At 62.1% G+C, this 22,572-nt stretch carries 19 protein-coding genes, 2 tRNA genes and 1 pseudogene; 12 read left to right on the top strand and 10 right to left on the bottom strand.

Features of this window, described 5'->3' with window-relative positions:
• The first annotated feature begins 32 nt into the window (after positions 1–32).
• The 3 genes from PSEST_RS12585 to PSEST_RS12575 all read left to right on the top strand — a co-directional run bounded on the left by PSEST_RS12585 (position 33) and on the right by PSEST_RS12575 (position 3,412).
• Entirely contained in the window at positions 33–578 is a 546-nt protein-coding gene (locus PSEST_RS12585; RefSeq protein WP_015277354.1) for a CvpA family protein, read from the top strand.
• 69 nt (positions 579–647) lie between these two features.
• Positions 648–2,153 (top strand): amidophosphoribosyltransferase, encoded by a 1,506-nt coding sequence (gene purF / locus PSEST_RS12580; RefSeq protein ID WP_015277353.1) that lies wholly within the window; start codon positions 648–650, stop codon positions 2,151–2,153.
• Positions 2,154–2,200: 47 nt separating this feature from the next.
• Positions 2,201–3,412, top strand: a complete 1,212-nt coding sequence (locus tag PSEST_RS12575; RefSeq protein WP_015277352.1) for an O-succinylhomoserine sulfhydrylase — start codon at positions 2,201–2,203, stop codon at positions 3,410–3,412.
• Positions 3,413–3,473: 61 nt separating this feature from the next.
• Here the strand turns inward: PSEST_RS12575 and gspD are convergent, their stop codons facing one another.
• Both gspD and PSEST_RS12565 read right to left on the bottom strand, forming a co-directional pair.
• The gene (gene gspD / locus PSEST_RS12570) at positions 3,474–5,408 is read right to left on the bottom strand and encodes a type II secretion system secretin GspD (protein ID WP_015277351.1); all 1,935 of its coding nucleotides are present in this window, start codon (positions 5,406–5,408) and stop codon (positions 3,474–3,476) included.
• A 3-nt stretch (positions 5,409–5,411) separates the two neighbouring features.
• Positions 5,412–6,056: a type II secretion system protein N gene (locus PSEST_RS12565; protein ID WP_015277350.1), complete on the bottom strand. Its 645-nt coding sequence runs from the start codon at positions 6,054–6,056 to the stop codon at positions 5,412–5,414.
• Between the two features lie 257 nt (positions 6,057–6,313).
• On the opposite strand from PSEST_RS12565, the gene PSEST_RS12560 reads away from it, so the two are divergent.
• Positions 6,314–6,389, top strand: a tRNA-Val gene (locus PSEST_RS12560).
• A 37-nt stretch (positions 6,390–6,426) separates the two neighbouring features.
• Positions 6,427–6,503: transfer RNA gene (locus PSEST_RS12555), tRNA-Asp, on the top strand.
• Positions 6,504–6,912: 409 nt separating this feature from the next.
• Here the strand turns inward: PSEST_RS12555 and PSEST_RS12550 are convergent.
• From PSEST_RS12550 to PSEST_RS12525, 5 genes and pseudogenes are all read right to left on the bottom strand, one after another.
• Positions 6,913–7,887 (bottom strand): annotated as a pseudogene (locus PSEST_RS12550) (pyridoxamine 5'-phosphate oxidase family protein); the annotation flags it as partial.
• Positions 7,888–7,932: 45 nt separating this feature from the next.
• Entirely contained in the window at positions 7,933–8,562 is a 630-nt protein-coding gene (locus PSEST_RS12545; RefSeq protein WP_015277348.1) for a glutathione S-transferase family protein, read from the bottom strand.
• 176 nt (positions 8,563–8,738) lie between these two features.
• Positions 8,739–9,647: a LysR family transcriptional regulator gene (locus tag PSEST_RS12540; protein ID WP_015277347.1), complete on the bottom strand. Its 909-nt coding sequence runs from the start codon at positions 9,645–9,647 to the stop codon at positions 8,739–8,741.
• Between the two features lie 3 nt (positions 9,648–9,650).
• On the bottom strand, positions 9,651–10,547 hold the full coding sequence (locus PSEST_RS12535) for a LysR family transcriptional regulator (RefSeq protein WP_198286416.1): 897 nt from the start codon (positions 10,545–10,547) through the stop codon (positions 9,651–9,653).
• A 538-nt stretch (positions 10,548–11,085) separates the two neighbouring features.
• Positions 11,086–11,922 carry an isocitrate lyase/PEP mutase family protein gene (locus tag PSEST_RS12525; RefSeq protein ID WP_015277345.1) on the bottom strand — a complete coding sequence of 279 codons (837 nt, stop codon included), beginning with the start codon at positions 11,920–11,922 and terminating at the stop codon, positions 11,086–11,088.
• Positions 11,923–12,280: 358 nt separating this feature from the next.
• On the opposite strand from PSEST_RS12525, the gene PSEST_RS12520 reads away from it, so the two are divergent.
• Entirely contained in the window at positions 12,281–12,760 is a 480-nt protein-coding gene (locus tag PSEST_RS12520; protein WP_015277344.1) for a VOC family protein, read from the top strand.
• A 136-nt stretch (positions 12,761–12,896) separates the two neighbouring features.
• Here the strand turns inward: PSEST_RS12520 and PSEST_RS12515 are convergent, their stop codons facing one another.
• Entirely contained in the window at positions 12,897–13,805 is a 909-nt protein-coding gene (locus tag PSEST_RS12515) for a LysR family transcriptional regulator (protein ID WP_015277343.1), read from the bottom strand.
• A gap of 101 nt (positions 13,806–13,906) precedes the next feature.
• Here PSEST_RS12515 and wrbA point away from each other — a divergent pair, with 101 nt between their 5' ends.
• The 3 genes from wrbA to PSEST_RS12500 all read left to right on the top strand — a co-directional run bounded on the left by wrbA (position 13,907) and on the right by PSEST_RS12500 (position 18,151).
• A complete protein-coding gene (gene wrbA / locus PSEST_RS12510; RefSeq protein WP_015277342.1) occupies positions 13,907–14,533 on the top strand; it encodes an NAD(P)H:quinone oxidoreductase in 627 nt (208 codons plus the stop codon).
• Positions 14,530–15,765 (top strand): MFS transporter, encoded by a 1,236-nt coding sequence (locus PSEST_RS12505; RefSeq protein WP_015277341.1) that lies wholly within the window; start codon positions 14,530–14,532, stop codon positions 15,763–15,765. The genes wrbA and PSEST_RS12505 overlap by 4 nt, the downstream gene beginning before the upstream one ends.
• 256 nt (positions 15,766–16,021) lie before the next feature.
• Entirely contained in the window at positions 16,022–18,151 is a 2,130-nt protein-coding gene (locus PSEST_RS12500; protein WP_041756668.1) for a putative bifunctional diguanylate cyclase/phosphodiesterase, read from the top strand.
• Between the two features lies 1 nt (position 18,152).
• Here PSEST_RS12500 and PSEST_RS12495 read toward each other — a convergent pair whose 3' ends face one another.
• Together PSEST_RS12495 and PSEST_RS12490 are read right to left on the bottom strand one after the other, a co-directional pair.
• Positions 18,153–18,485, bottom strand: a complete 333-nt coding sequence (locus PSEST_RS12495; protein ID WP_015277339.1) for a protealysin inhibitor emfourin — start codon at positions 18,483–18,485, stop codon at positions 18,153–18,155.
• A gap of 9 nt (positions 18,486–18,494) precedes the next feature.
• Positions 18,495–19,538, bottom strand: coding sequence for a M4 family metallopeptidase (locus PSEST_RS12490; protein ID WP_015277338.1), 1,044 nt, complete (start codon positions 19,536–19,538; stop codon positions 18,495–18,497).
• Positions 19,539–19,733: 195 nt separating this feature from the next.
• Between PSEST_RS12490 and PSEST_RS12485 the strand changes: the two genes are divergently transcribed.
• The 3 genes from PSEST_RS12485 to PSEST_RS12475 are packed head-to-tail and all read left to right on the top strand — an operon-like array spanning position 19,734 to position 22,348.
• Entirely contained in the window at positions 19,734–21,173 is a 1,440-nt protein-coding gene (locus PSEST_RS12485) for a cytochrome ubiquinol oxidase subunit I (protein WP_015277337.1), read from the top strand.
• A 3-nt stretch (positions 21,174–21,176) separates the two neighbouring features.
• Positions 21,177–22,184: a cytochrome d ubiquinol oxidase subunit II gene (gene cydB, locus PSEST_RS12480; RefSeq protein WP_015277336.1), complete on the top strand. Its 1,008-nt coding sequence runs from the start codon at positions 21,177–21,179 to the stop codon at positions 22,182–22,184.
• Positions 22,184–22,348 (top strand): DUF2474 domain-containing protein, encoded by a 165-nt coding sequence (locus PSEST_RS12475; RefSeq protein ID WP_015277335.1) that lies wholly within the window; start codon positions 22,184–22,186, stop codon positions 22,346–22,348. Before cydB ends, PSEST_RS12475 begins: the two co-directional genes overlap by 1 nt.
• The last annotated feature ends 224 nt before the right edge of the window (positions 22,349–22,572 follow it).

Below are 22,572 nucleotides of genomic sequence, written 5' to 3'. Positions count from 1 at the left end.
GCGCGTATTCCTGGCGCTCGCGCTCTGCTAAAATGCGCCGCCTTTTCCCCATTGCAGAAAACATCGTGGCATTCACCTGGGTCGATTGGGCCATCATCGCCGTTATTGCAGTGTCGAGCCTGATCAGTTTGAAGCGCGGTTTCGTCAAGGAAGCGCTTTCGCTGGTCACCTGGATCATTGCGGGCGTGGTCGCATGGATGTTCGGTGGTGCGTTGTCCCACCATCTTGCGGAATACATCAGCACGCCATCGGCGCAAGTCATCGCAGCCTGTGCGCTATTGTTCGTGGCCACCTTGCTGGTGGGGGCGTTGGTCAATTTCCTGATCGGTGAGCTGATCAGGGTGACGGGGTTGTCCGGCACTGACCGGTTTCTCGGAATGGTGTTCGGTGCGGCACGTGGTGGTCTTCTGGTGGTAGTGCTGGCGGGCTTGCTGAGCCTTGCACCCGTCGAGCAGGACCTATGGTGGCGCGAGTCTGTGTTGTTGCCACATTTTCTGTTGATCGCTGATTGGTCGAAGAATCTCATCCTGGGGTTCAGCGGCCAATGGTTCGCCGCTTCGCTCAACCCGCCCGGTTGAGTCTTTTTCCACGGATGCCCGGTCTGTCGTCGTATCCGGTCTGCCTGTAATAACTGAGAGGTTCCTTGCATGTGTGGCATTGTCGGCATTGTCGGTAAGTCGAACGTCAATCAGGCGCTGTATGACGCGCTTACCGTACTGCAACACCGCGGCCAGGATGCAGCCGGTATCGTGACCAGCCACGACGGCCGGCTGTTTCTGCGCAAGGACAACGGGCTGGTTCGTGACGTTTTCCAACAGCGCCACATGCAGCGCCTGGTCGGCAACATGGGCATCGGTCATATCCGTTACCCCACGGCCGGCAGCTCCAGTTCAGCCGAAGCCCAGCCGTTCTACGTGAACTCGCCTTATGGCATCACGCTGGCACACAACGGCAACCTGACCAATGTCGACCAGCTGACCAAGGAGATCTACGAGTCGGATCTGCGTCACGTGAACACCAGTTCCGATTCGGAAGTGCTGCTCAACGTGTTCGCCCATGAGTTGGCGGTACGCGGCAAGTTGCAGCCGACCGAAGAAGACGTCTTCGCCGCGGTGAGCAAGGTTCACGAGCGCTGCCGCGGTGGCTACGCTGTGGTGGCCATGGTGACCGGCTATGGCATCGTCGGCTTCCGCGACCCCAATGCGATCCGCCCGATCGTTTTCGGCCAGCGCCATACCGACGAAGGCGTCGAATACATGATCGCCTCCGAAAGCGTCTCGCTCGATGTCCTCGGCTTCACCCTGATTCGTGATCTGGCGCCGGGCGAGGCGGTGTACATCACCACCGACGGCAAGCTGTTCACCCGCCAGTGCGCTGACGCGCCAAAGCTCGCGCCGTGCATCTTCGAATACGTCTACCTGGCGCGTTCCGACTCCCTGATGGACGGCGTTTCGGTGTACAAGGCACGCCTGCGCATGGGCGAGAAGCTGGCCGACAAGATTCTGCGCGAGCGTCCCGAGCACGATATCGATGTGGTCATCCCGATCCCCGACACCAGTCGCACCGCCGCGCTGGAGCTGGCAAACCGGCTCGGCGTGAAGTTCCGCGAGGGCTTCGTCAAGAATCGCTATATCGGCCGCACCTTCATCATGCCGGGGCAGGCTGCGCGGAAGAAATCGGTGCGCCAGAAGCTCAATGCCATCGATCTCGAGTTTCGCGGCAAGAACGTGATGCTGGTGGATGACTCCATCGTCCGTGGCACCACCTGCAAGCAGATCATTCAGATGGCGCGCGAGGCCGGGGCGAAGAACGTCTACTTCTGCTCGGCCGCACCGGCGGTACGCTATCCGAACGTTTACGGCATCGACATGCCCAGCGCGCATGAGCTGATCGCGCACAATCGCAGCACCGAAGAGGTGGCTGAGCTGATTGGTGCTGACTGGCTGGTTTACCAGGACCTGGAAGATCTCATCGACGCCGTGGGCGGTGGCAAGGTCAAGATCGATAATTTCGATTGCGCCGTATTCGATGGGAAATACATCACTGGCGACATCGATGAAGCTTATCTGCACAAGATCGAGCAGGCGCGCAATGACCTGAGCAAGGTCAAGACCAATGCAGTCAGTGCCATCATCGATCTCTACAACAACTGATTCATGCCGGTGTGGCGGCCTCGGCTGCCCCGGCCGAGGTAATAGCTATGACGAGTGAATGGGAAGCCGGACGGCTGGACAGCGACCTGCAGGGCGTCGGGCTCGATACTCTGGCAGTACGCGCAGGCCAGCGCCGCACACCGGAGGGCGAGCACGGCGAGCCGCTGTTCTTCACCTCCAGTTATGTCTTCCGCAGTGCGGCAGATGCAGCGGCGCGGTTCGCCGGTGACGTTCCCGGGAACGTCTATTCGCGTTACACCAACCCCACCGTACGTGCCTTTGAAGAACGTATAGCGGCGCTGGAAGGCGCCGAGCAGGCGGTTGCAACAGCGTCCGGCATGGCGGCTATTCTCGCCACCGTCATGAGCCTGTGCGCGGCCGGTGACCACGTACTGGTGTCGCGTAGCGTATTCGGCGCCACCGTTTCCTTGTTCGAGAAGTACCTCAAGCGCTTCGGGGTGCAGGTCGACTACGTTCCGCTGACCGATTTCTCCGCCTGGGAGTCGGCATTCCAGGAAAATACCAAGCTGGTTTTCGTCGAATCGCCGTCCAACCCGCTGGCCGAACTGGTGGATATCGCTGCCCTGGCGAAGCTCTGCCATGCCAAGGGAGCGATGTTGGCGGTGGATAACTGCTTCTGCACGCCGGTGTTGCAGCAGCCGTTGGCGCTGGGTGCCGACATCGTGATCCATTCCGCGACCAAGTACATTGACGGTCAAGGGCGCTGCCTGGGCGGCGTCGTTGCCGGCCGCAGCGAACAGATGAAAGAGCTTGTCGGGTTCCTGCGCACCGCCGGACCGACGCTCAGCCCGTTCAATGCCTGGGTCTTCCTCAAGGGGCTGGAGACGCTACGGCTGCGTATGCAGGCGCATTGTGCCAGCGCTCAGGAGCTTGCCGAGTGGCTGGAGCAGCAGCCGGGTATCGAGCGCGTCTACTATGCGGGCTTGCCCAGTCATCCACAGCACGAGCTGGCCAAGCGTCAGCAGAAAGGCTTTGGTGCGGTGGTGAGTTTCGAGGTCGCCGGTGGCAAGGAAGCCGCATGGCGCTTCATTGATGCGACCCGGTTGATCTCGATCACAGCCAATCTCGGCGACAGCAAGACCACCATTACCCATCCCGGCTCCACCACCCACGGTCGGCTTTCAGCCGAGGATCGGGCAACGGCCGGTATTCGCGACAGCCTCATTCGCGTCGCGGTCGGCCTTGAGGATGTCGCTGACCTGAAGGCCGACCTGGCCCGAGGACTGGCGGCACTCTGAGCCTGCTTCGCATCGAGCTCAGGTCTGCGAGAACGGCCTGAGCTCGATGCGGAAGTCTTCCCTACTGACGTAGATCGATTGCTGGAGCGGGTTGGCCGCGGCCATCGAACAGCTGCGTCGGATTCGCTGGCAGGATGGTGGGGCTGGCCGAATCCGTTTCGATGACCCGTATGTCGCTGTATTTCTTCCCGGAAAGCGCTGCCAGGCCGGCACGGTCGCGAATGACTGTTGGCCGCAGGAAGACCATCAGGTTGCGTTTGATGTGAGTTTCCTGCGTCGACCGAAACAGTGCGCCCAGCAACGGAATATCGCCCAGCAGCGGTACCTTGGCATTGGTGCGGGTGACGTCGTCCTGAATCAGGCCGCCGAGCACGATGACCTGGCCATCTTCGGCAAGAATAGTGCTCTTGATGGCGCGCTTGTTGGTCACCAGGTCCACTGCCTGCGCGGTCAGGCTGGCACTTGGAGCGATCGAGGAAATCTCCTGCTCGATCTGCAGGCGTAGCGTGGCGCCCTCGTTGATATGTGGAGTGACCTTGAGCGTAACGCCGATATCCTGGCGCTCGATCGTGGTGAACGGGTTGTTCGCTCCGGCTGCATCGGTGGTGTACGAGCCCGTCTGGAACGGCACGTTCTGACCGACGAGAATCTCTGCTTCCTGGTTGTCCAGTGTCAGCAGACTTGGCGTGGACAGCAGGTTGCTTTTGCTGTTTGACGACAGCGCGGTGATCAGTGCACCAAAACTGCGGGTGCCAATGCCGATGATCGCGCCATCTGGCAGGTTGTCGGGAATCTCGTTCTCGTTAATCGCGTTCAGCACGCTACCGACTGAAATGCCGGTGTTGCCGAAGTTGACCCCGCCGGCTCCGCCCCTACTACCGCGCGCATCCACCGCCCACTGCACGCCGAGGGCGTCGGTGATATCTCCCGACACCTCGACGATGGCCGCTTCGACCATCACCTGTGCGCGAGGTACATCGAGTTGGCGAACGATGCTTTCCATGGTGCCGATCAGCTCTGGGTCCGCGAGCAGCACCAGCGCGTTCAGGCTCTCGTCGGCGCGGATGAGGATGTTTTGTGGCCGGGTTGTAGTGGCCTCGCCGCTCTCTGGATTCTTCAGGCCCTCGGAAATATCGCCCAAGGTTTCGGCCAGTGATTTGGCGTCGTTGTGACGTAGCCGGATAACACGGGTATTGGCTGAGCGCGTGGTCGGCGTGTCGAGGGTCTGTGCCAGAGATGCCAGCTTGCCGCGGGCCTCGCTGGGACCGATGAATATCAGGCGGTTGGTGCGTGAGTCCGCGATGATCTGCACCCCGGCGGTCGTCTTGGCTTCACCCCGCATCAGTGAGTTGCGCAGCACTTCAGCGATATCCACCGCCCAGCCGTGTTGCAGGTTGAGCACACCGTAATCGTTGCTCTCGGCACGATCGAGCTGGCGAACCAGATTCTGAATGCGCGCGATATTGGCGCTGCGATCGCTGATGATCAGTGCGTTGGCCGAGGAGACTGCAGCCAGATGGCCGAACTGCGGTACCAGCGGGCGAATCAGCGGTATCAGTTCAGCGGCAGATGTGTGCTGCACCTGGATCACTCGGGTTTCCAGCTGATCACCGCCGGAAGGACCGCCACCTGCCTCGGCCTTGGCTTCGGCATTAGGCACCACCCGGGCGACGTCGCCCTGGGTCAGCACACTGAACCCATGCGTGGCCATCACCGAGAGAAACAGCTGGTATACCTCGCTCAGCGACAGGGTGGCGTTGGAGACGACGCTGACCTGTCCCTTCACTCGCGGGTCGACGATGAAGGTCTGGCCGCTGAGCTGGCTGATCTGGTCGATGAAGGCACGGATGTCCGCATCCTTCAGGTTGATGGTCCAGCCGTCCTGTCGGGTGGTGCTCGGTTCGATGCCCTGCTCGGCGGCAAGCAGGGGCAGGGGGGCGGCCAGCAGGCTGGTAGCAAGCAGGGCAAGTAACGGGCGCGAAAAAGGCGTCGGCATCGGTCAATCGTCTTCCATGGGCTGGTCATTGGCGGGCGCGGCATCGGACTGGTTGACGGCGTCTTCCAGCTGCTGGCGCAAGGTGTCCATCTGCTGCTGCATCAGCTGCGTTTCCTCATCCGATGGCTCGGCATATGGGGCTTCGTCCTGATAGGGCGTGTCGCTCAGTGCGTCGGGAACGTAGCTTGGTGAGCGGATCTGCGGAAAATGCAGGACTTCAACAGTACCGTTGCGCAGCAGCTCGACTCGATCAGGGTAGACCTTGTGCAGGCTGACACCACCGGATAGCTCCTCGCCCTGCCAGTACAGTCGAGGTGGCTGACCGTCGACCTGGACGATGGCGCTGGAGCGTTGCGGTTCGACATGGACGAAGCTGCCGCGCAGAGTGAATCCGCTGGCAGCTACGGACGGCGCCATTGCATCGGTCGGGGCAGCTGAGCCGAAGAGTATTTCCAGCCGCTGCATATCGGGCCCGCCGGGGTTCGCGGTGCCCTGCTCGTAGATATCAGTCGGAGCCGGGGCGCGGGATAAGAGCATCCATTGCTCGATCTGCATCGCGAGGTATACCGCGAACAGGCAGAGAAGCACGGTGCTGATGGTCAGGGGGGCGTAGCGGCGGTAATTGCGCAGTTTTCCCAGCAGTGGCAAGCGAAATACTCCGTGGCGCTTTTGTTATTCGGTTCCCTGGACGCGGGCTTGCCTCTGTCAGGCGATAAAGCTCTTTTAGAACACTTTCGAGTAAGCCGCAGCGAATTTGTACCCAGCCTTCCCAATCCGATGATGCACCGGCCAGGTTACAAAGCGTGGTGGCAGCATCAGTTGACCACAGTTCCCTAAAAAAAATTCAATGCTGTTGTTGACTTAGCGTAGGGGGGTGAGTAAATTGCGCGCCTCGCAAGGCGATCGGCTGATTAGCTCAGCTGGGAGAGCACCTGCATCACACGCAGGGGGTCGGCGGTTCGATCCCGTCATCAGCCACCAACCTTTGTGAGATTTCGGACGAAAGTCCGGCCGACGCGCAGCGGTAGTTCAGTCGGTTAGAATACCGGCCTGTCACGCCGGGGGTCGCGGGTTCGAGTCCCGTCCGCTGCGCCATACACATCCTCCTTTTGAACTAAAGGGTGGAACAGGGAAAGCTGCCAAGGGCAGCTTTTTTTGTGCCCGCTGATTGGCCCTTGCCGGAGTTTTGCGGGAAATTACTCTGACGCCAATCTTCGAGGCCGACGCCAACCAGGGCGCTTGGTCTCATCTCGCCATGTGCGATGGCGCAGGTTGAGAAGGCTGATCACGCGTTCTGATGCGATATTCACTGTTCGATTCGTTACGCCTTCGGCCAGCTGCTAATCCACAAACGGCCTGAGTGTTTCGGCGCAGATGTCAGGCAATCGTCGATCTCCAATGAACGGGTCGAGCGCTTGAGGTACAGCGCGCTCAGTTCGATGGATGACTGCTCCCTCGTTGCACACGCGCCACCGCTATTTCTGCCAACCCCGCGTTGTACCTACTGGTGCAGGCGTTCATCAGCTTCCAACCAGGTACCGGTTGCCAGGCTGGTGGGGGCGTAATCGTGAAACTGCCATCGGATCGCTACCGCGCCTGCTCGCAGCACCACGTGCTCGACTTCGAAGGCCCAGAGCCGCTCGGCGCCCTCGAAGGCTTTGATCAGCGGGCTGTCCAGTAGCAGTTCCGTGCGGCCGGTGAGTTGTAGCATGTCGCCCGTGGCGAAATCGACGAAGAGCAACCCGGCAACCGGATTAGCCTGCAGATTCCCCAGGGTGTTGAAGAAAAGGTTGCCCGCATAATCCGGAATGGTCAGGCGGCTGCCTTCGACCTTGATGAAACCGGCACGGCCACCGCGATGGGAAACATCCACGGCGCGCGTGCGAGCGTCATACCCGACGTAGCTGGCGACGAAGAAGGTGTCAGCCGCGCGAATGAGCGCGCTGGTGTGTGCGTCCAGGCTGCTGAATTCCCGGCACGGTTCAGCGTCGTCTGCTCGCCGCGGGACCCGGGTATAGGAACGCGTCTGAATGTACTTCGGGCAGTTGCCGTACGACTGCTCGACCAGTACCTCAAGGCCGTCGGTCGAGGAACGCTGAATCACACCATTCATGCGATTGCGCCTCCGCGTATGCAGCTCAATGCCGAGCAAGCCGATGGCCTGGCCCGCGCGCAACCCGGAGGCGGCTGGATCGTGTTGGTCGGCATGCGCTGCCAGAAACAGGTGCTGTGGATCTGCGGAGGTGGCAAAGCCTTCCGGCCCTTCCAGTAAGGTGGCCCAAGGACGATTCTCGGCGTCCACCGCGCCGACTACCACGAACGGCAACTGGTGAAAGAACTCCCGGTGCTGATCAGGCATGTGGTCTCGAATGACTCTCTGTCCGAGCACCTCCAGCCGCTCAGAGGCATGAAAGGCCTCCTGGAGCTTCTTTTCACCGGCGTGCCAGGGCGATTTACGGTGTTCGGGTAGGCGATCCATGGCTGATGCTCCTCGAGTTGCTGCCGGAAGCCGGCAGTTCGGTTCTTACTCAGCGGTTTGCAGACCAATGGCGGTGCGCTGCATGGGTACGAAGCCGGGCAGGGCTTCAATGCGCTCCAGCCAGGCTCGCACATTCGGATAGGGCTCAAGCGAGACGTTGCCCTCTGGCGCATGGGCGATGTAGGTGTAGTTAGCGACATCGGCAATGGTGGGTTGGGCACCCGTCAGGAAGCGCTTGCCGGCGAGTTCGGCGTCCATCACCTGGAGCAGCATATGGGCGCGCGCGATGACCTCTTCGGCGTTGAAGGGTGCTCCGAACACCGTGATCAGCCGGGCCGCCGCAGGGCCGTTGGCCAGCTGACCGGCAGCCACCGATAACCAGCGCTGGATGCGTGCTTCTGCGAGTGGGTCGGGCGTCTGCCAGCTGTCGCCGCCGTATTGCTTGGCCAGGTAGACCAGAATCGCGTTGGAGTCGCTGATCAGGGTGCCGTTGTCGTCAATGACCGGCACCTGGCCAAACACGTTGATGCTCAGAAACTCGGAGGATTTGTGTTCGCCCTTGGCCAAGTCGACAAACAGAAGCTCGTAGGGCAGCTTCAGCAGCGAAAGCATCAACTCAACTCGATGGGCGTGCCCCGAAAGCGGGTGACGATACAGTTTGATGGGCTGTGGCATGGTGATAGCTCCGCAATGTGTTCCAGGGAATCAGCGCAGCGTCAATTCACCTCGGTGGTCATCGCGCTGGTGGAACCATGCTGCGCGCTTGCAGGGCTAAGCAGAATCACCACGCCGAGCAATCCATAATTTCGTTTTCTGAAATACAGGCACGCTGTGCGCAGTGAAATGCTTCGTCAGTTCAGTGCTTGGAAGGCTGGGTGGGCGCGGAGCAAAGGCGCGGCGAAGTCAACGAAAGTCCGCACACGCGCCTCGGCGCGGCGGCCATGCCGGTAGATCAACTGCACCGGCACGTCGGCGGGGGCGAAACCTGTCAGTACCGGTTCAAGAACGCCGCGGTGCAGTTCATCGTGGGCTTCGAAATTCATGCAGCGGAGCAGCCCAAGCCCCAGGGTGGCCGCATGGATAGCCGCGCGCTGGGTCGTGCAGGTGAGTACGGGCATGGGTTTTACCGAACGGATGGAACGTCCACTGCGAAAATGCCAATGTGCAGCGTAACCAGCTGCGGTGGAGGCGACCGCCCGATGTGCTTTGAGATCGTCGGGGATCTCGGGCCGCCCCCATGTGTCGAGGTAGGCCGGTGAGGCACAGACAATCGGCCTGACTGCGCCCAAGGGCATGGCGAACTCCGAGGAGCTGGGCAACTGGCCAAGGACCAGCGCAACATCAATGCCTTCTTTGAGCAGTTTGGGTACGCCTTCGCTGGATTGGATGTTCAGCTGCACGTCCGGAAACGCATTCAAATAGGCGAGGGCGATGGGCGTGATTATCTGCAGATCCATCAGCAACGGTAACGCCACCGTCAGCTGCCCATTGGGACTGGCATGTAGGCCGGCCGCAGAGCGCTCGGCCTCCGTGGTTTGTTCCAGGATGTGCCGACCGTTCTGCGCGAACTGCTCGCCAGCAGGGGTCAGCTCGACACCGCGCGGTCCGCGAATCAGCAGGGTGTTGTGCAAGCGCGCTTCCAGCGCGGCAATGGTGCGCATAACTGTCGCCGACGACTGCCCCAGCTGCCGTGCCGCCGCGGCCAGACTGCCGGCCTGTGCCACGGCTTCGAAGGTCTGTAGCTGGCTATATCGGCTCACTGTTTAGGTTACCGGCGCGGCTTGCAGCGCCGAGTCTGCCATGAACCGGCTGGCGCAATAATCGACAAACGTGCGCACCTTGGCGGGTAGTCGTTTACCTCCCTGATACACAACATGTACCGGCAGCGCTGTAGTCTCAAAAGCCTCAAGAACGATCTCCAACTCCCCCTTCGCCACCCACTCGGCCACTTGGTAGGACAGTACCCGCGTGAGGCCCCAGCCCGTGCGTGCGGCATTGATCGCAGCCTGATTGGAGCTGACCATCAGGCGCGGTTTGGGATGCAGGGCGATGACGGCTTCGCCGACCTTGAACTGCCACTCTGTGAGCAGGGTGCTTGCCGATGACATCACCATCGGCAGTGCCAGCACATCCTTGGGTTGTTGCGGTCGGCCGACACGTTCGAGAAAGGCAGGCGCGGCACACACGACCGGGCGAATATGTCCGACGTTGATGGCCTGGAGGCCGCTTTCCGGCAGCTCGCCGATGCGGATGGCGACATCCACGCCCTCGTCCACCATGTTCACCAGACGATCCACTAGCAGGGCATTGAGGGTCACTTCGGGGTTCGCGGCAAGATACTCGGTGATCAGCGGTATCAGAAACAGCTCGCCGAACATCACTGGTGCCGTCACCGTCAGGTTGCCGCGGGGGCGAATATTGTTGCTAGTCGCCAGCTCTTCGGCTTCGTCCAGGTCCATCAGAATGCGCTTGCAGTCTTCCACGAAACGCCGACCCGCTTCAGTCAGACGCAGGCTGCGCGTATTGCGTGCCAACAGCAGGGTGCCCAGCCGATTTTCTAATCCTGCTATCACCCGGGTCACGCTCGGCGGTGACATACCCACCAACCTAGCGCCTGCGGCGAAGCTTTCCGCTTCCGCAACGGCCACTAGCACCTTCATTTCCTGGAACTTGTCCACAATCACCGCCAGCTTGCAGAGTGGGGTTGAACCGCTCACAGCGTAGCGGCTGACGGAAGCCTCGCCTACTGCGGCTCAGGGTGATGGGGCATTGACCCTAGGCAGTCGCCACGGCGACTGGATGCGACAGGGTGAAATCGGGACGGTATCGAATGTGTCTGGCTTGGCGCCGGCGGTATTGGTGCAGCTTCGTTCCCATACGACCCGCTATAGGCCTGCCTACAGCAAGCAGGCCGGGGCTACCTACTACATGAACCACTGCGAGCACTGAGGGGCCAAGCTGGGCGATTTCTATATGCACTCAGAGCCGGGTGGCGCGTTCTTTCCAATGTCGCCTGCCGATGCGAGCAAGAGGATGCTGCGTAAGGTCGACGCACCGTTCGCGGCGAATGGCAGCGCCGGATATGCATCGGATAACTTCGTCGAGTTCATGCAACGCAAAGGCAATGCATAACGCTCATGCAGGGTTCGAGTCGCCCGGCCACCCGTCGAGGCCACGCTTCGCGGGTTGCTGATCCGCCTATGGCTTCTCCAGCTTGCCAAACAGGGCGTCGAGCTCTGCGCCTGAGGCGGCGTTTGAAAATCCATCGAAGCGTCCGTGTTCGGCGATAGAGCGCGCAGCGCTTAGAAAGCCGGCCCACGCGGCGCGTGCCAGGGCGCCACCTACACTGATGCGGCGTACGCCGAGATCGGCGAGGTCCTGAACAGTCAGGTCGCTGTCCCAGCCGATCAGCACATTGACCGGTTTGGGTGCGACTGCGGCGACGACCGCGCTGATCTGTTCGCGGGTCCTGATACCTGGTGCATAGAGACAGTCAGCGCCTGCCTCGGCGTACGCCTGAAGACGCTGAATGGTGTCGTCGAGATCCGGGCGCCCTACGAAGAAATTCTCGGCCCGACCAATCAGTAGTGTTTCGCCGCCTGTTGCGTCGATCGCCTCACGTGCGGCGTACATTCGCTCCGTGGCCTGCGAGATCTCCCGCAGCGGCTCGCGCGGGTCGCCTGTGGAGTCTTCGATGGAAATGCCCGCTATGCCGGTCTCGACTGCCATGCGCACGCTTTCAGCCACCCCTTCGGGTGTCTCGGCGAATCCGCTTTCGAAGTCGCCATTCACCGGTAGAGCCGTCGCTTGAACCATGCCGCGCATATGGGCCAGCACTGCGTCTCGCGCCATCTGTCCATCGGCACGGGCGCAGGACCAGGCGTAGCCGGAACTGGTCGTGGCCAAGGCCTTGAAGCCCATTGCAGCCAGAACGGCGGCGCTGCCGGCATCCCAGGGATTGGGCAGCACGAAGCAGCCTGACTGGTGCAGTGCACGAAAAACGGCGCGCTTGTGAGACACACTGGAATCGATCATGAAGCCTCCTGGTCGGTGATATGGGCGGGCCGCAACGCGCTTCGATTGTTGCGTCGTGCATCCAAGACTAGATGGCATACGCGTGTTGTGACTTTCCAGAAAACACCGCAATCGGTGCCGCAACGCGCTTTGCGGATAACAATCGCATCTTCGTTGCGATCCACTCGGCGAAAGAACGCAGTCACACCAGCTGTCGCGAATGGACGGTCGGTCATGACGGTGCCGGTTGTCTACAGGTTTCGTCTGCGCAGTGGGGCTACGCTTGCAGGCTGGAAACAAGGCTGCAGTGAGCGGCACCCTGCGTCGGTTTCGCCTGCGGCCCTGATGCAATGCAACCGTCGTCTTCAAGGAGACCCCCATGACCGGCAAGAACACCATTTGCCTCTGGTACGACGATGCCGCGCTAGACGCTGCGACGTTCTACGCCAGGACCTTCCCGGACAGCGCTGTGGGGGCTGTCCTTCTTGCACCTGGCGACTATCCGGCGGGCAAGCAGGGCGATGTCCTCACTGTCGAATTCACCGTCCTGGGCATTCCCTGCCTTGGCCTGAACGGTGGGCCGGCGTTTCAGCACAACGAGTCGTTCTCCTTTCAGGTGGCAACCGACGATCAAGCCGAAACGGACCGATTATGGGATGCGATCGTTGGCAATGACGGCCAGGAGAGCGCCTGCGGCTGGTGCAAGGACAAGTGGGGCGTGTCCTGGCAGATTACTCCGCGCGTCCTGACGCAAGCGTTGGCCGGTTCTGATCGGGCGGCGGCCAAGCGTGCCTTCGATGCAATGATGCAGATGAGCAGGATCGACATTGCGGTGATCGAAGCAGCTCTGGCGCATTGAGAGGCGACGCAGTTTTGCGCGATCGAGGTGAGCCGTGCTTGTCCCGGGCGACCGTGATCGTATGGCATCGACGTCGGGCGGGGAGGTGGGCTTGGCTAACAGCGGCTGCGTGCGCTTCCGTATTTCGGTCTCGGGCCTAGCACCTGGTTTGCTCAAGCAGCGCTCGGCGAAACGCCTGCGCCACAGGGCCGAGCGGTTCGTCCAGGCGGTGAGCCAGGTAGGCCTCGGATTGCACCTCGCCGTTTCTGCCCAGATCGGGAATGGCTACGCGCACCAGCCGACCAGCTTCCAGGTCTTCCTCGATTTGCCATGCCGGCAGTCTCCCCCAGCCGAGGCCGGTGCGGATCAAGGTCGCCTTCGCTTCCTGGGTGTTCACTCGACAGGTGAAAGGGGATAGCACGCCGAACGAGCGGCCTTGGGAGAGCGAGGTAGGGTCGGTCAGGACCACCTGCAGATGGCCAGCCAGGTCGGCCAAGCCCAGCGGTGCGCGGTCGCTGTGCTTGGCGAGCGGGTGTGCTGCAGCTACCACTGCGATCTGCCGTACCGAGCCGATGGCTTCCAGCGCCACCCGAGGGTTTCGGAAGTCCTCGCCGACGATGATCGCGAGCGTGCAGCGCTTGTCATCCAAGGCCGCAATCGGGCCGCCCAGCGGTTGCGACTCCAGGCGAAAGCTGGTCGAGGGAAACGCTGCGCTGGCGGCGCTGACGGCTCGTGCGACCAGTTCGATGGGAAACAGGGTATCCACCACCAGTGACAGCTCCAGTTCGACGCCGGCGCCCAGTGCGCGCGCGCGTGCGCGCATGGCGTCCGCCCGCAGCAGGATGTCGCGCGCGTGGGCCAGCAAGGCCTGGCCTTCGGCGGTGAGCACGGGACGGTAGCCACTGCGATCGAACAGTTGCAGGCCGAGCTCGGATTCGAGATTGGCGATCGCATGGCTGACCGCCGATTGCACACGCATAAGTCGCGCGGCGCCGGAGCGGAAGCTACCGCTGTCGGCCACGGTTACGAAGGTACGTATCTGATCCAGCGTCATTCCATCGAGCATGATCTGCACCGTAGATCGAGTTGATCGAAATTTAATCACTCTTCGTGAGCGTTTGTAGTGATTAGCCTTGCTTGCGTCAATGTCATCAGAGGATTGCAACAATGACGAAAGTACTGGTGCTCTATTACTCGTCCTACGGTCATATCGAGGCGCTAGCCCAGGCCGTAGCCGAAGGTGCCCGTGAGGTGGGTGCGCTTGCCGACATCAAGCGAGTTCCCGAACTGGTCCCCGAGCAGGTCGCGCACAAGGCGGGCTACAAGATGAGCCAATCAGCAGGCGTCGCTTCCGTGTCGGAGCTGCCTGACTACGACGCCATCGTGATCGGTACGCCGACGCGCTTCGGCAACATGGCATCGCAGATGAAGAACTTCCTCGATCAGTGTGGCGGCCTATGGGCCGAAGACAGGCTGGTCGGCAAGGTCGGCAGCGTCTTCACCTCGACGGGCAGCCAGCACGGCGGCCAGGAGAGCACAATTCTGGCGACACATACGGTATTGCTGCACTTTGGCATGGTCGTGGTCGGCCTGCCGTATAGCTTCAAAGGCCAGCTGCGCATGGATGCGGTGACCGGCGGATCGCCCTACGGCGCTTCGACGCTCTCCGACGACGGCAGTGGCGGTGATCGGCAGCCGAGCGAGAACGAGCTGGAGGGCGCGCGTTACCAAGGCGCGCATGTCGCCCGCATCGCTGCTGCTCTGGCGACGCATTCGTTCGGGACGCCGCGGTGAATGCCGTGCTCCTTGCGCCGCCGAGGCGGCTTGTCGCCTGGGTCATCCTGGCTTGCGGCGTGGTGGCGTCCCTGCATCTGGGCAAGGCTGCCATCGCCGCGCCGATGCTGCAGACGGATCTGGGGGTGAGCCTGGGCCAAGTCGGCTGGTTGACCGGGATATTTGCCGTGCTCGGCCTGCTGGGCGGTGCGCCAGCAGGCGCGGTGGCGGCCGCGCTAGGCGGCCAGCGAACCCTGCTGATGGGTCTGGGCATAACAGCATTCGCCGGGGCCGCGGGTGGGCTCGCACCGTCCTTCGCCCTCCTGCTGGTTTCCAGGCTGCTGGAGGGGCTGGGATTCCTGCTGATCATCGTCGGCGGGCCGGCGATACTTGAGCGCCTGCTGACCGGCGTGGCACGCGACAAGGCGTTCGCGCTCTGGAGCTGCTTCATGCCGTGCGGGATGGCGCTTGTCATGGTTGTTGGGCCGCTTTTTCCAGGCTGGCAATGGCTCTGGTGGGCGAGCGCGGCGCTCGCCGTGCTTGCCGCTACGATGGTCGTGTACTGCATACCTCGGGACGCTTCGCGTGGGCTGTCGAGCAGGGTGATCGCTGATGTTCGGCAAGTGTTGCGTTCCCGCGCGACCGCGTTGCTGGCGATCGTATTCGCGTTGTACAGCCTGATGTTCTTTGCGCTGTTCAGCTTTCTGCCGGTTCTGCTGATGGAACGTATGGACATCAGCTACCGCAGCGCGGGCCTGTTGAGCGCGCTGGCCAGTGTGGTCAATGCCGGCGGCAACCTGGCGGCGGGATACCTGCTGGGGCGGGGCGTCGGGCGTAGCTCCCTGCTGATTTTCGCCAGCGCGGTCATGGGGGCGTGTGGGCTCGGTATTTTCCTCGGCCTGTTCGAGGCGCCGACGACTTTCCTGTTATGCCTGCTGTTCTCCGCCGTAGGCGGGCTGATCCCGGCGACTTTGCTGGCCTCTGCGCCGCTGGCCGTACGTGAAGCCACGCTGGTACCGATCGCCGTCGGCCTGCTCATGCAGGGCAGCAATCTCGGCCAGCTCTTCGGTCCGGTCGCGGTCGGCAGCGTGACAACGGCGTTTGGCTGGAGCGCTGCCGGTGTGGTCGTGCTGCTCGCTGCCACGGCCGCCTGCGCAAGCGCACTGCTTTTGCGCGCTGCGCTTGAGTGCGACGTGCCGGCAGCAGCAAGGCGAACAACTGTTGCACCTGCGGCGAAGCGTGGAATGCACTGACCTGCCGGGCTCCGCTTGGCTAGGGGACGCATGAGCACCAGGTTGGCGCATGGGTCCGCGCCGCGACAGGCGGGTGCGCCGTTGTGGGGCATCAGCGGAGCCAATGGCAGCCGCAAACGCGCAGTTGCACTGGCGCTGCGGCTGGAGCGCTTCTTGCTCAGTAGTGGCTTTCTGCCTTTTCGGCTCATTCGTTCTGCGCCCGGAGCTGAGCTTCGTCAGCGCCGGACGGGCCGCAACCACTGCAAGCATGCCCCCCATGACTCTTGATTCTTCTGCCAACGGTCCGAGCACTCTGCTCTCCTGCGAAGTGCTGGACCGCTCTCGTGTGCTCGACACCTTGATCAACAACCTGGAAGGCATGGCCTACCGCTGCCGCAACGATGCATCGTGGACGATGATCTTCGTCAGTCAGGGCGCGCTGGGCTTGTGTGGATACAGCGCTGCGGAGCTGGTTGATGAAACGCGCATTACGTGGGAGCGGATCACGCATGCAGACGATCGACTGCGCGTGCGGCGCTGTATCGAGCAAGCCGTCGCCGCGGTGGGGCGTTTCTGCGTGCATTATCGAATCCGTACCGCGTCCGGGGCGCACAAATGGGTAATTGAGCGCGGCGTCGCGGTGGCGGACGAGCAGGGCGAGATCGTCGTGGAGGGCTTCATCGAGGATATCACCGCGCAACGGGCGATCCTCGATGCCCTGGAGCAGGCCGAACTGCGTTATCGCAGCATTTTCGAGAACGCCTCCGAGGGGATTTTCCAGTCGACCCGTGACGGTCGATACCTGGCGGCCAATCCTGCCCTGGCGCGCATTTACGGTTACGACAGCGCCACCGAACTGGTGGCTGATCTCGCCGACATCGAGCGCCGCCTGTATGTGGAAGGTGGACGTCGCGAGGCGTTCTGTCGGCTGATGGAACACCAGGGCGAGGTGCTCAATTTCGAGTCCGAGGTGTATCGCCGAGACGGCACGCGTATCTGGATATCCGAAAACGCCCACGTGGTGCGCGGCGCCAACGGCGAGTTCATCTGCTACGAAGGCACGGTGCAGGACATTTCCGAGCGCAAGCACTATCAGCAACAGCTCGAGCGCCAGGCCAACCATGATCTGTTGACCGGACTGCCCAATCGCATCCTGCTCAACGACCGTATCGAACAGGGGCTCGCGCGCGCGGCGCGCCTGGGCTACTACCTGACCTTGGTGTTCATCGATCTGGACAACTTCAAATTCATCAACGACGGCCTCGGTCATGTCGCCGGCGACGAGCTGCTCAAGAGCATCGCCGCCCGCTTGGCCGGCAGCCTGCGCGGCTCCGACACCGTTGCGCGGGTGGGTGGTGACGAGTTCGTGCTGGTGCTCAGCGATCACTACCGCATCAGCACAGTCATTTCGCTGTTGGAGCGGGTGCTGAACGAGATCCGGCGACCTGTCACGCTGGCCGGTCGGGAGTTTCAGGTGGGTGCGAGCATCGGTGTAGCGATGTTTCCGGGGGATGGCGAGGACGCGCAAACCTTGCTCAAGCATGCCGACATCGCCATGTACGCGGCAAAAAAACGCGGACGCAACAATTTCCAGTTCTTCACCCATGACCTCAACCGGATCGCTGACGAGCGACTGAACCTTGAAGCGGCGATGCGCGCGGCGTTGGAGCGTGATGAGTTTTCGGTGCATTACCAGCCGAAGGTCGATGCCTCGCGACGCATAGTCGGGGTCGAGGCACTGGCACGCTGGACCGATGCGCAGTTGGGCGTCATCGGGCCGGATCGTTTCATTCCCGTGGCAGAGGAAAGCGGCCTGATCATGCCGCTGACGCTGGCCGTGCTGCGCCGCGCCTTCAGCGACGCTCGGCAGTGGAACGCGGGGCGGGCCATCCCGCTGATGGTGGCGGTCAATCTGTCACCGCTGCTGTTTCTTGGTGATGATGTGGTTGACCGGGTCTGTACAGTACTGGATGACGTCGGTCTGCCGCCGAACCAGGTCGAATTGGAAATCACCGAAACGGTATTTCTCGGTGACGGTACGCGCGCCGTGGCGATTCTTGCCGAGTTCAAGGCGCGGGGCTTTCGGCTGGCGATGGACGATTTCGGTACCGGTTACTCGGCGCTCAGTTATCTGCGACGTTTCCCGCTGGACATCATCAAGATCGATCGCTCGCTGGTCACCGGGCTGGAACAGGAGGAGGAGGTGGCGATGATCGCCCGCGCCGCCATTTCACTGGGCAAGAGCCTGCACAAGACGGTGGTCGCCGAGGGGGTAGAGAACGCCGCGCAGTTCGACTTCCTGTGCCGAAATGGTTGCGACGAGTTCCAGGGCTACCTGCTCTCGCGGCCACTTCCGGCGGCACAGTTCACCGCTTTGCTCGCTGCAGGTGGGATTGTGCGGTTCTGATCTAGGGCGATCCGCCAGGAATCGCGCCGTCCTTCCAGAGCTGCAACAACTCTTGAGGGGCCCGCTCCTCGGCGATCTGCAGGATCATCTCGGCGTCATCGTTCTCGCGGCGGTAATGCACCTCGACCTTGAAAAAACGTTGGTCGCCATGGCCGACATGCTTGCTGGCAACAGGCAGGCACTGTTCGAGTACCGAGCAGAGACCCTGGCGCTGGGCCGCGTTGCAGTCGGCGAATTCGATCTGGCGCGGTCGCGCCAGGCCAGGCGCGGCGGCGAAACCGCCCTGGCGTGATACGCGCAAGGAGGCATCCGGACCGAGTGCAGGCATTTTCATGTTGCCTCCTTAGCGTGGCACTACGCCCACCGACGTCCATGCTTCGTGCAAGGCCTGCACCTGCGACGACTGCCGGCCGAACAGTTTCGCAGCGTGGGCCAGGGTCGCGCTGGAGAACGTCACGAAGTCCGCATCGTTGGGCAATTGCGGGTCACAGAGGGTGGCGTACCAGATCCGCCCGGCCTGTTCCCAGGCATAGCCGCCCAGCGCAGTGGCGACGAGATAGAACGCGCGGTTGGGAATGCCCGAGTTAAGGTGCACGCCGCCGTTGTCTTCGCGGGTCTCGATGAAGTCGCGCATGTGTGCTGGCTGCGGATCGCGCCCGAGCAGCGGGTCGTCATAGGCTGTACCCGGATTGGCCATGGAGCGCAGGGCCACGCCGCTGACCTTGTCGGTGAGCAGCTCGGCACCGACCAGCCAGTCCGCCTCGGCGGCAGTCTGGCCGAGTGCATGCTGTTTGGTCAGTACGCCGAACACGTCCGAAATGGATTCGTTCAGCGCGCCGGGCTGATTGAAGTAGACCAGCCCCGCTTCGCTTTCGATCACCCCATGGGCCAGCTCATGCGCAACCACATCCAGCGATCGGGTGAAACGCTGGAACAGCTCGCCGTCGCCGTCCCCGAAGACCATCTGCTCACCGTTCCAGAAGGCGTTCTCGTAGCCCTGCCCGTAGTGGACTGTGCCGATCAGTGGCATGCCCAGGTCATCGATCGAGTCGCGCTGAAACACCTGCCAGAAGAATGTGTAGGTAGCGCCCAGCGCGTCATAAGCCTCGTCTACGGCCGCATCCCCGCTGGCCGGCAGGCCTTCGCGACGCCGCGGTATGCCAGGTAACTGCATGCGCTGTTCGGCATCGTGAATTCGCCGCTGTGGATGCCCGGGTGTGCGTAGTTCGCCAAGCTCGGCGATTGCCGTGGGGCGAGGCGGGCCGGGGTTGGGCAGCAGGCTGTGAACGTGGTCGAGGGTTTGTCGCGCACACCCGCGCTGGTAAGGCGAGCCGTGGTCGATGATGCGGTCGAGGATGTACGGCGGAATGAAGGAACGGATCTGCACCGGCAGGACTCCTCGGTTGACTCGGCTGTGACCAGCATAGACCCGGGGTGTGCGGTCGGCCCGACCGTCGATCCAGGCGCGACGACTTGGCGCGGCGGTTGCGCTGCACCCTTGGCGCGATCTGCTGTCATTTGTGCTGGACCCCGTATTCGCCGTCACAGACGAGGCGGGCGGTCATTTGACGAGGAGCTGCCCATGTTCGGATTGGAAGCACTTGAGCTTGCGCGAATCCAGTTCGCTTTCACCATCACCTTTCACATCATCTTTCCGGCCATCACTATCGGCCTTGCCAGCTTTCTAGCGGTGCTCGAAGCGCTATGGCTGAAGACCCGGCAGGAGGTCTACCGCGATCTGTACCACTTCTGGCTGAAGATCTTTGCGGTCAACTTCGGCATGGGCGTGGTGTCCGGAATCGTCATGGCGTACCAGTTCGGTACCAACTGGAGCGCCTATTCCGAATTTGCCGGAAGCGTCACCGGGCCGCTGCTCACCTATGAAGTGCTGACTGCGTTCTTCCTGGAGGCGGGCTTTCTCGGCGTGATGCTGTTCGGCTGGAACCGCGTGGGTGAGCGGTTGCACTTCTTTTCGACGCTGATGGTGGCCATCGGCACGCTGATATCGACCTTCTGGATCCTGGCGTCCAATAGCTGGATGCACACCCCGCAAGGCCACGAGATCATCGACGGCATCGTGGTGCCGGTGGACTGGTTCGCGATCATCTTCAATCCGTCGTTCCCTTACCGCCTTGCGCACATGGCCGTCGCGGCGTTCCTCGCCACGGCGTTCTTCGTCGGCGCTTCCGCCGCCTGGCACCTGTTGCGCGGCAAGGACACCCCGGCCATCCGCAAGATGCTCTCGATGGCGATGTGGATGGCGCTGCTGGTTGCGCCGGTGCAGGCGGTGATCGGCGACTTTCACGGGTTGAACACCCTCGAATACCAGCCGGCGAAAATCGCCGCGATGGAAGGACACTGGGACAATTCCGAAGGCGGGCCGACCCCGCTGCTGCTGTTTGGCTGGCCAGACATGGAGGCGGAGGAAACGCGCTACAAGATCGAGATCCCCTATCTTGCCAGCATCATTCTCAAGCACAGCCTGACCGAGCCGATTCCGGCGCTGAAGGATTTTCCGCCTGAGGATCGGCCGAACTCCACCATCGTGTTCTGGACCTTCCGCATCATGGTCGCGCTCGGCCTGCTGATGATCGTCACGGGGATCTGGAGCCTGCTGCTGCGGCGGGGGGATCGCCTGTACAGCTCACGGCCGTTCCTGCGCCTGGTGCTGTTGATGGGGCCGTCAGGGCTGATTGCCATTCTGGCCGGTTGGTACACCACCGAGATCGGCCGGCAGCCCTGGGTGATCTACGGCCTGATGCGCACCGCCGATGCGGTATCCAATCATGGTGCCGGCCAGCTGGGACTCACCCTGGCGATGTTCGTGGTCGTCTACTTCGCCGTGTTCGGGGTGGGGATGGTGTATGTCCTGCGGCTGGTGAAGAAAGGCCCGGTGGTCAGCGAAGGTCGCGAAAAAGGCGCCGGAGGTCCTGGGGAGGCGCGGACGCCGATGCGGCCCATTTCCGCTGCGGACGAGGCCATCTCTCATGAACAAGGCGATCAACTGGGCGAGAGGAACTGAGCCATGGGTATCGATCTTTCTCTTATCTGGGCCGTGATCATCATCTTCGGCATCATGATGTACGTGGTGATGGACGGCTTCGATCTGGGCGTTGGCATCCTCTTCCCGTTCGTGCAGGACAGTTCCGATCGCGACGTGATGATGAATACCGTAGCGCCGGTCTGGGACGGTAACGAGACCTGGCTGGTACTTGGCGGGGCAGGGTTGTTCGCGGCCTTCCCGCTGGCGTACTCGGTGGTGCTGTCGGCGCTGTATCTGCCGATCATCTTCATGCTGATGGGGCTGATCTTCCGCGGCGTGGCCTTCGAGTTCCGCTTCAAGGTGGTTCGCGAGCGCCAGCACGTCTGGGATAAGGCCTTCATTGGCGGCTCGCTGGTCGCGACCTTCTTCCAGGGCGTCGTGCTTGGCGCATTCATCAGCGGGTTGCCGGTCGAGGATCGGGCCTACGCCGGCGGAGCACTGGACTGGCTGACGCCATTCTCGCTGTTCTGCGGGCTGGCGCTGATCGTTGCCTATGCACTGCTGGGTTGCACATGGTTGATGATGCGCACCGCCGGCGATCTGCAGCGACGCATGCACGATATCGGCATTCCGCTGGTCTGGGCGGTGCTGGTGGTCACCGGCATCGTCAGTTTGTGGACGCCGTTGACCCATCCGGACATCGCCGAGCGCTGGTTCAGCATGCCCAATCTGCTCTATTTCATGCCGGTTCCGGTGTTGGTGTTGCTCTGCGCCTTCGGCCTGCTGCGCTCGATTCAGCGCTACGCCAACTACATGCCTTTCCTGCTCACGCTGGCGCTGATCTTCCTCGGCTACAGCGGGCTGGGCATCAGCCTGTGGCCGAACATCATTCCGCCGTCGGTGAGCATCTGGGAGGCTGCGGCACCGCCACAGAGCCAGGGCTTCACCCTGGTCGGGGCGCTGCTCATTCTGCCGTTGATCCTGATGTACACGGCGTGGAGCTATTACGTGTTCCGCGGCAAGGTCAGTGCGGAGGATGGGTATCACTGATGGGGCAGCAGGCGAAAAGACCGGCCTCCGGCGGCGAGCCAAAGCCGCTCTGGCAGCGTATGAGCTGGCTGGTGCTGATCTGGAGCGGCAGTGTGCTGGCGCTGGGTGTCGTGGCCTGGCTGTTACGCCTGGCGATGAACGCTGCCGGGCTGTCGTCTCCCTGAGGCGTGCCCTGGTATAGGGCGTGGTTTCGGGTATGGCGCCGTTTTGAAGCTGCCGGCGACCGTGAATCACGTCACGATTCCTTCATTTGCGGCGTATAGCCTTCCTGGCACGAACCTTGATGGACGACAGGCACAGCGCCTTGAGCAAACAGACGACGAGGAATCTTGCTATGGATGATTATCAGGACGAACTTCTCGAGTGGCACGCCGCTGAGCAGGACCAT

The sequence above is a fragment of the Stutzerimonas stutzeri RCH2 genome (genome assembly GCF_000327065.1).
Lineage (GTDB): Bacteria > Pseudomonadota > Gammaproteobacteria > Pseudomonadales > Pseudomonadaceae > Stutzerimonas > Stutzerimonas stutzeri_AE.
This window is presented reverse-complemented; position numbering and strand designations above follow the sequence as displayed.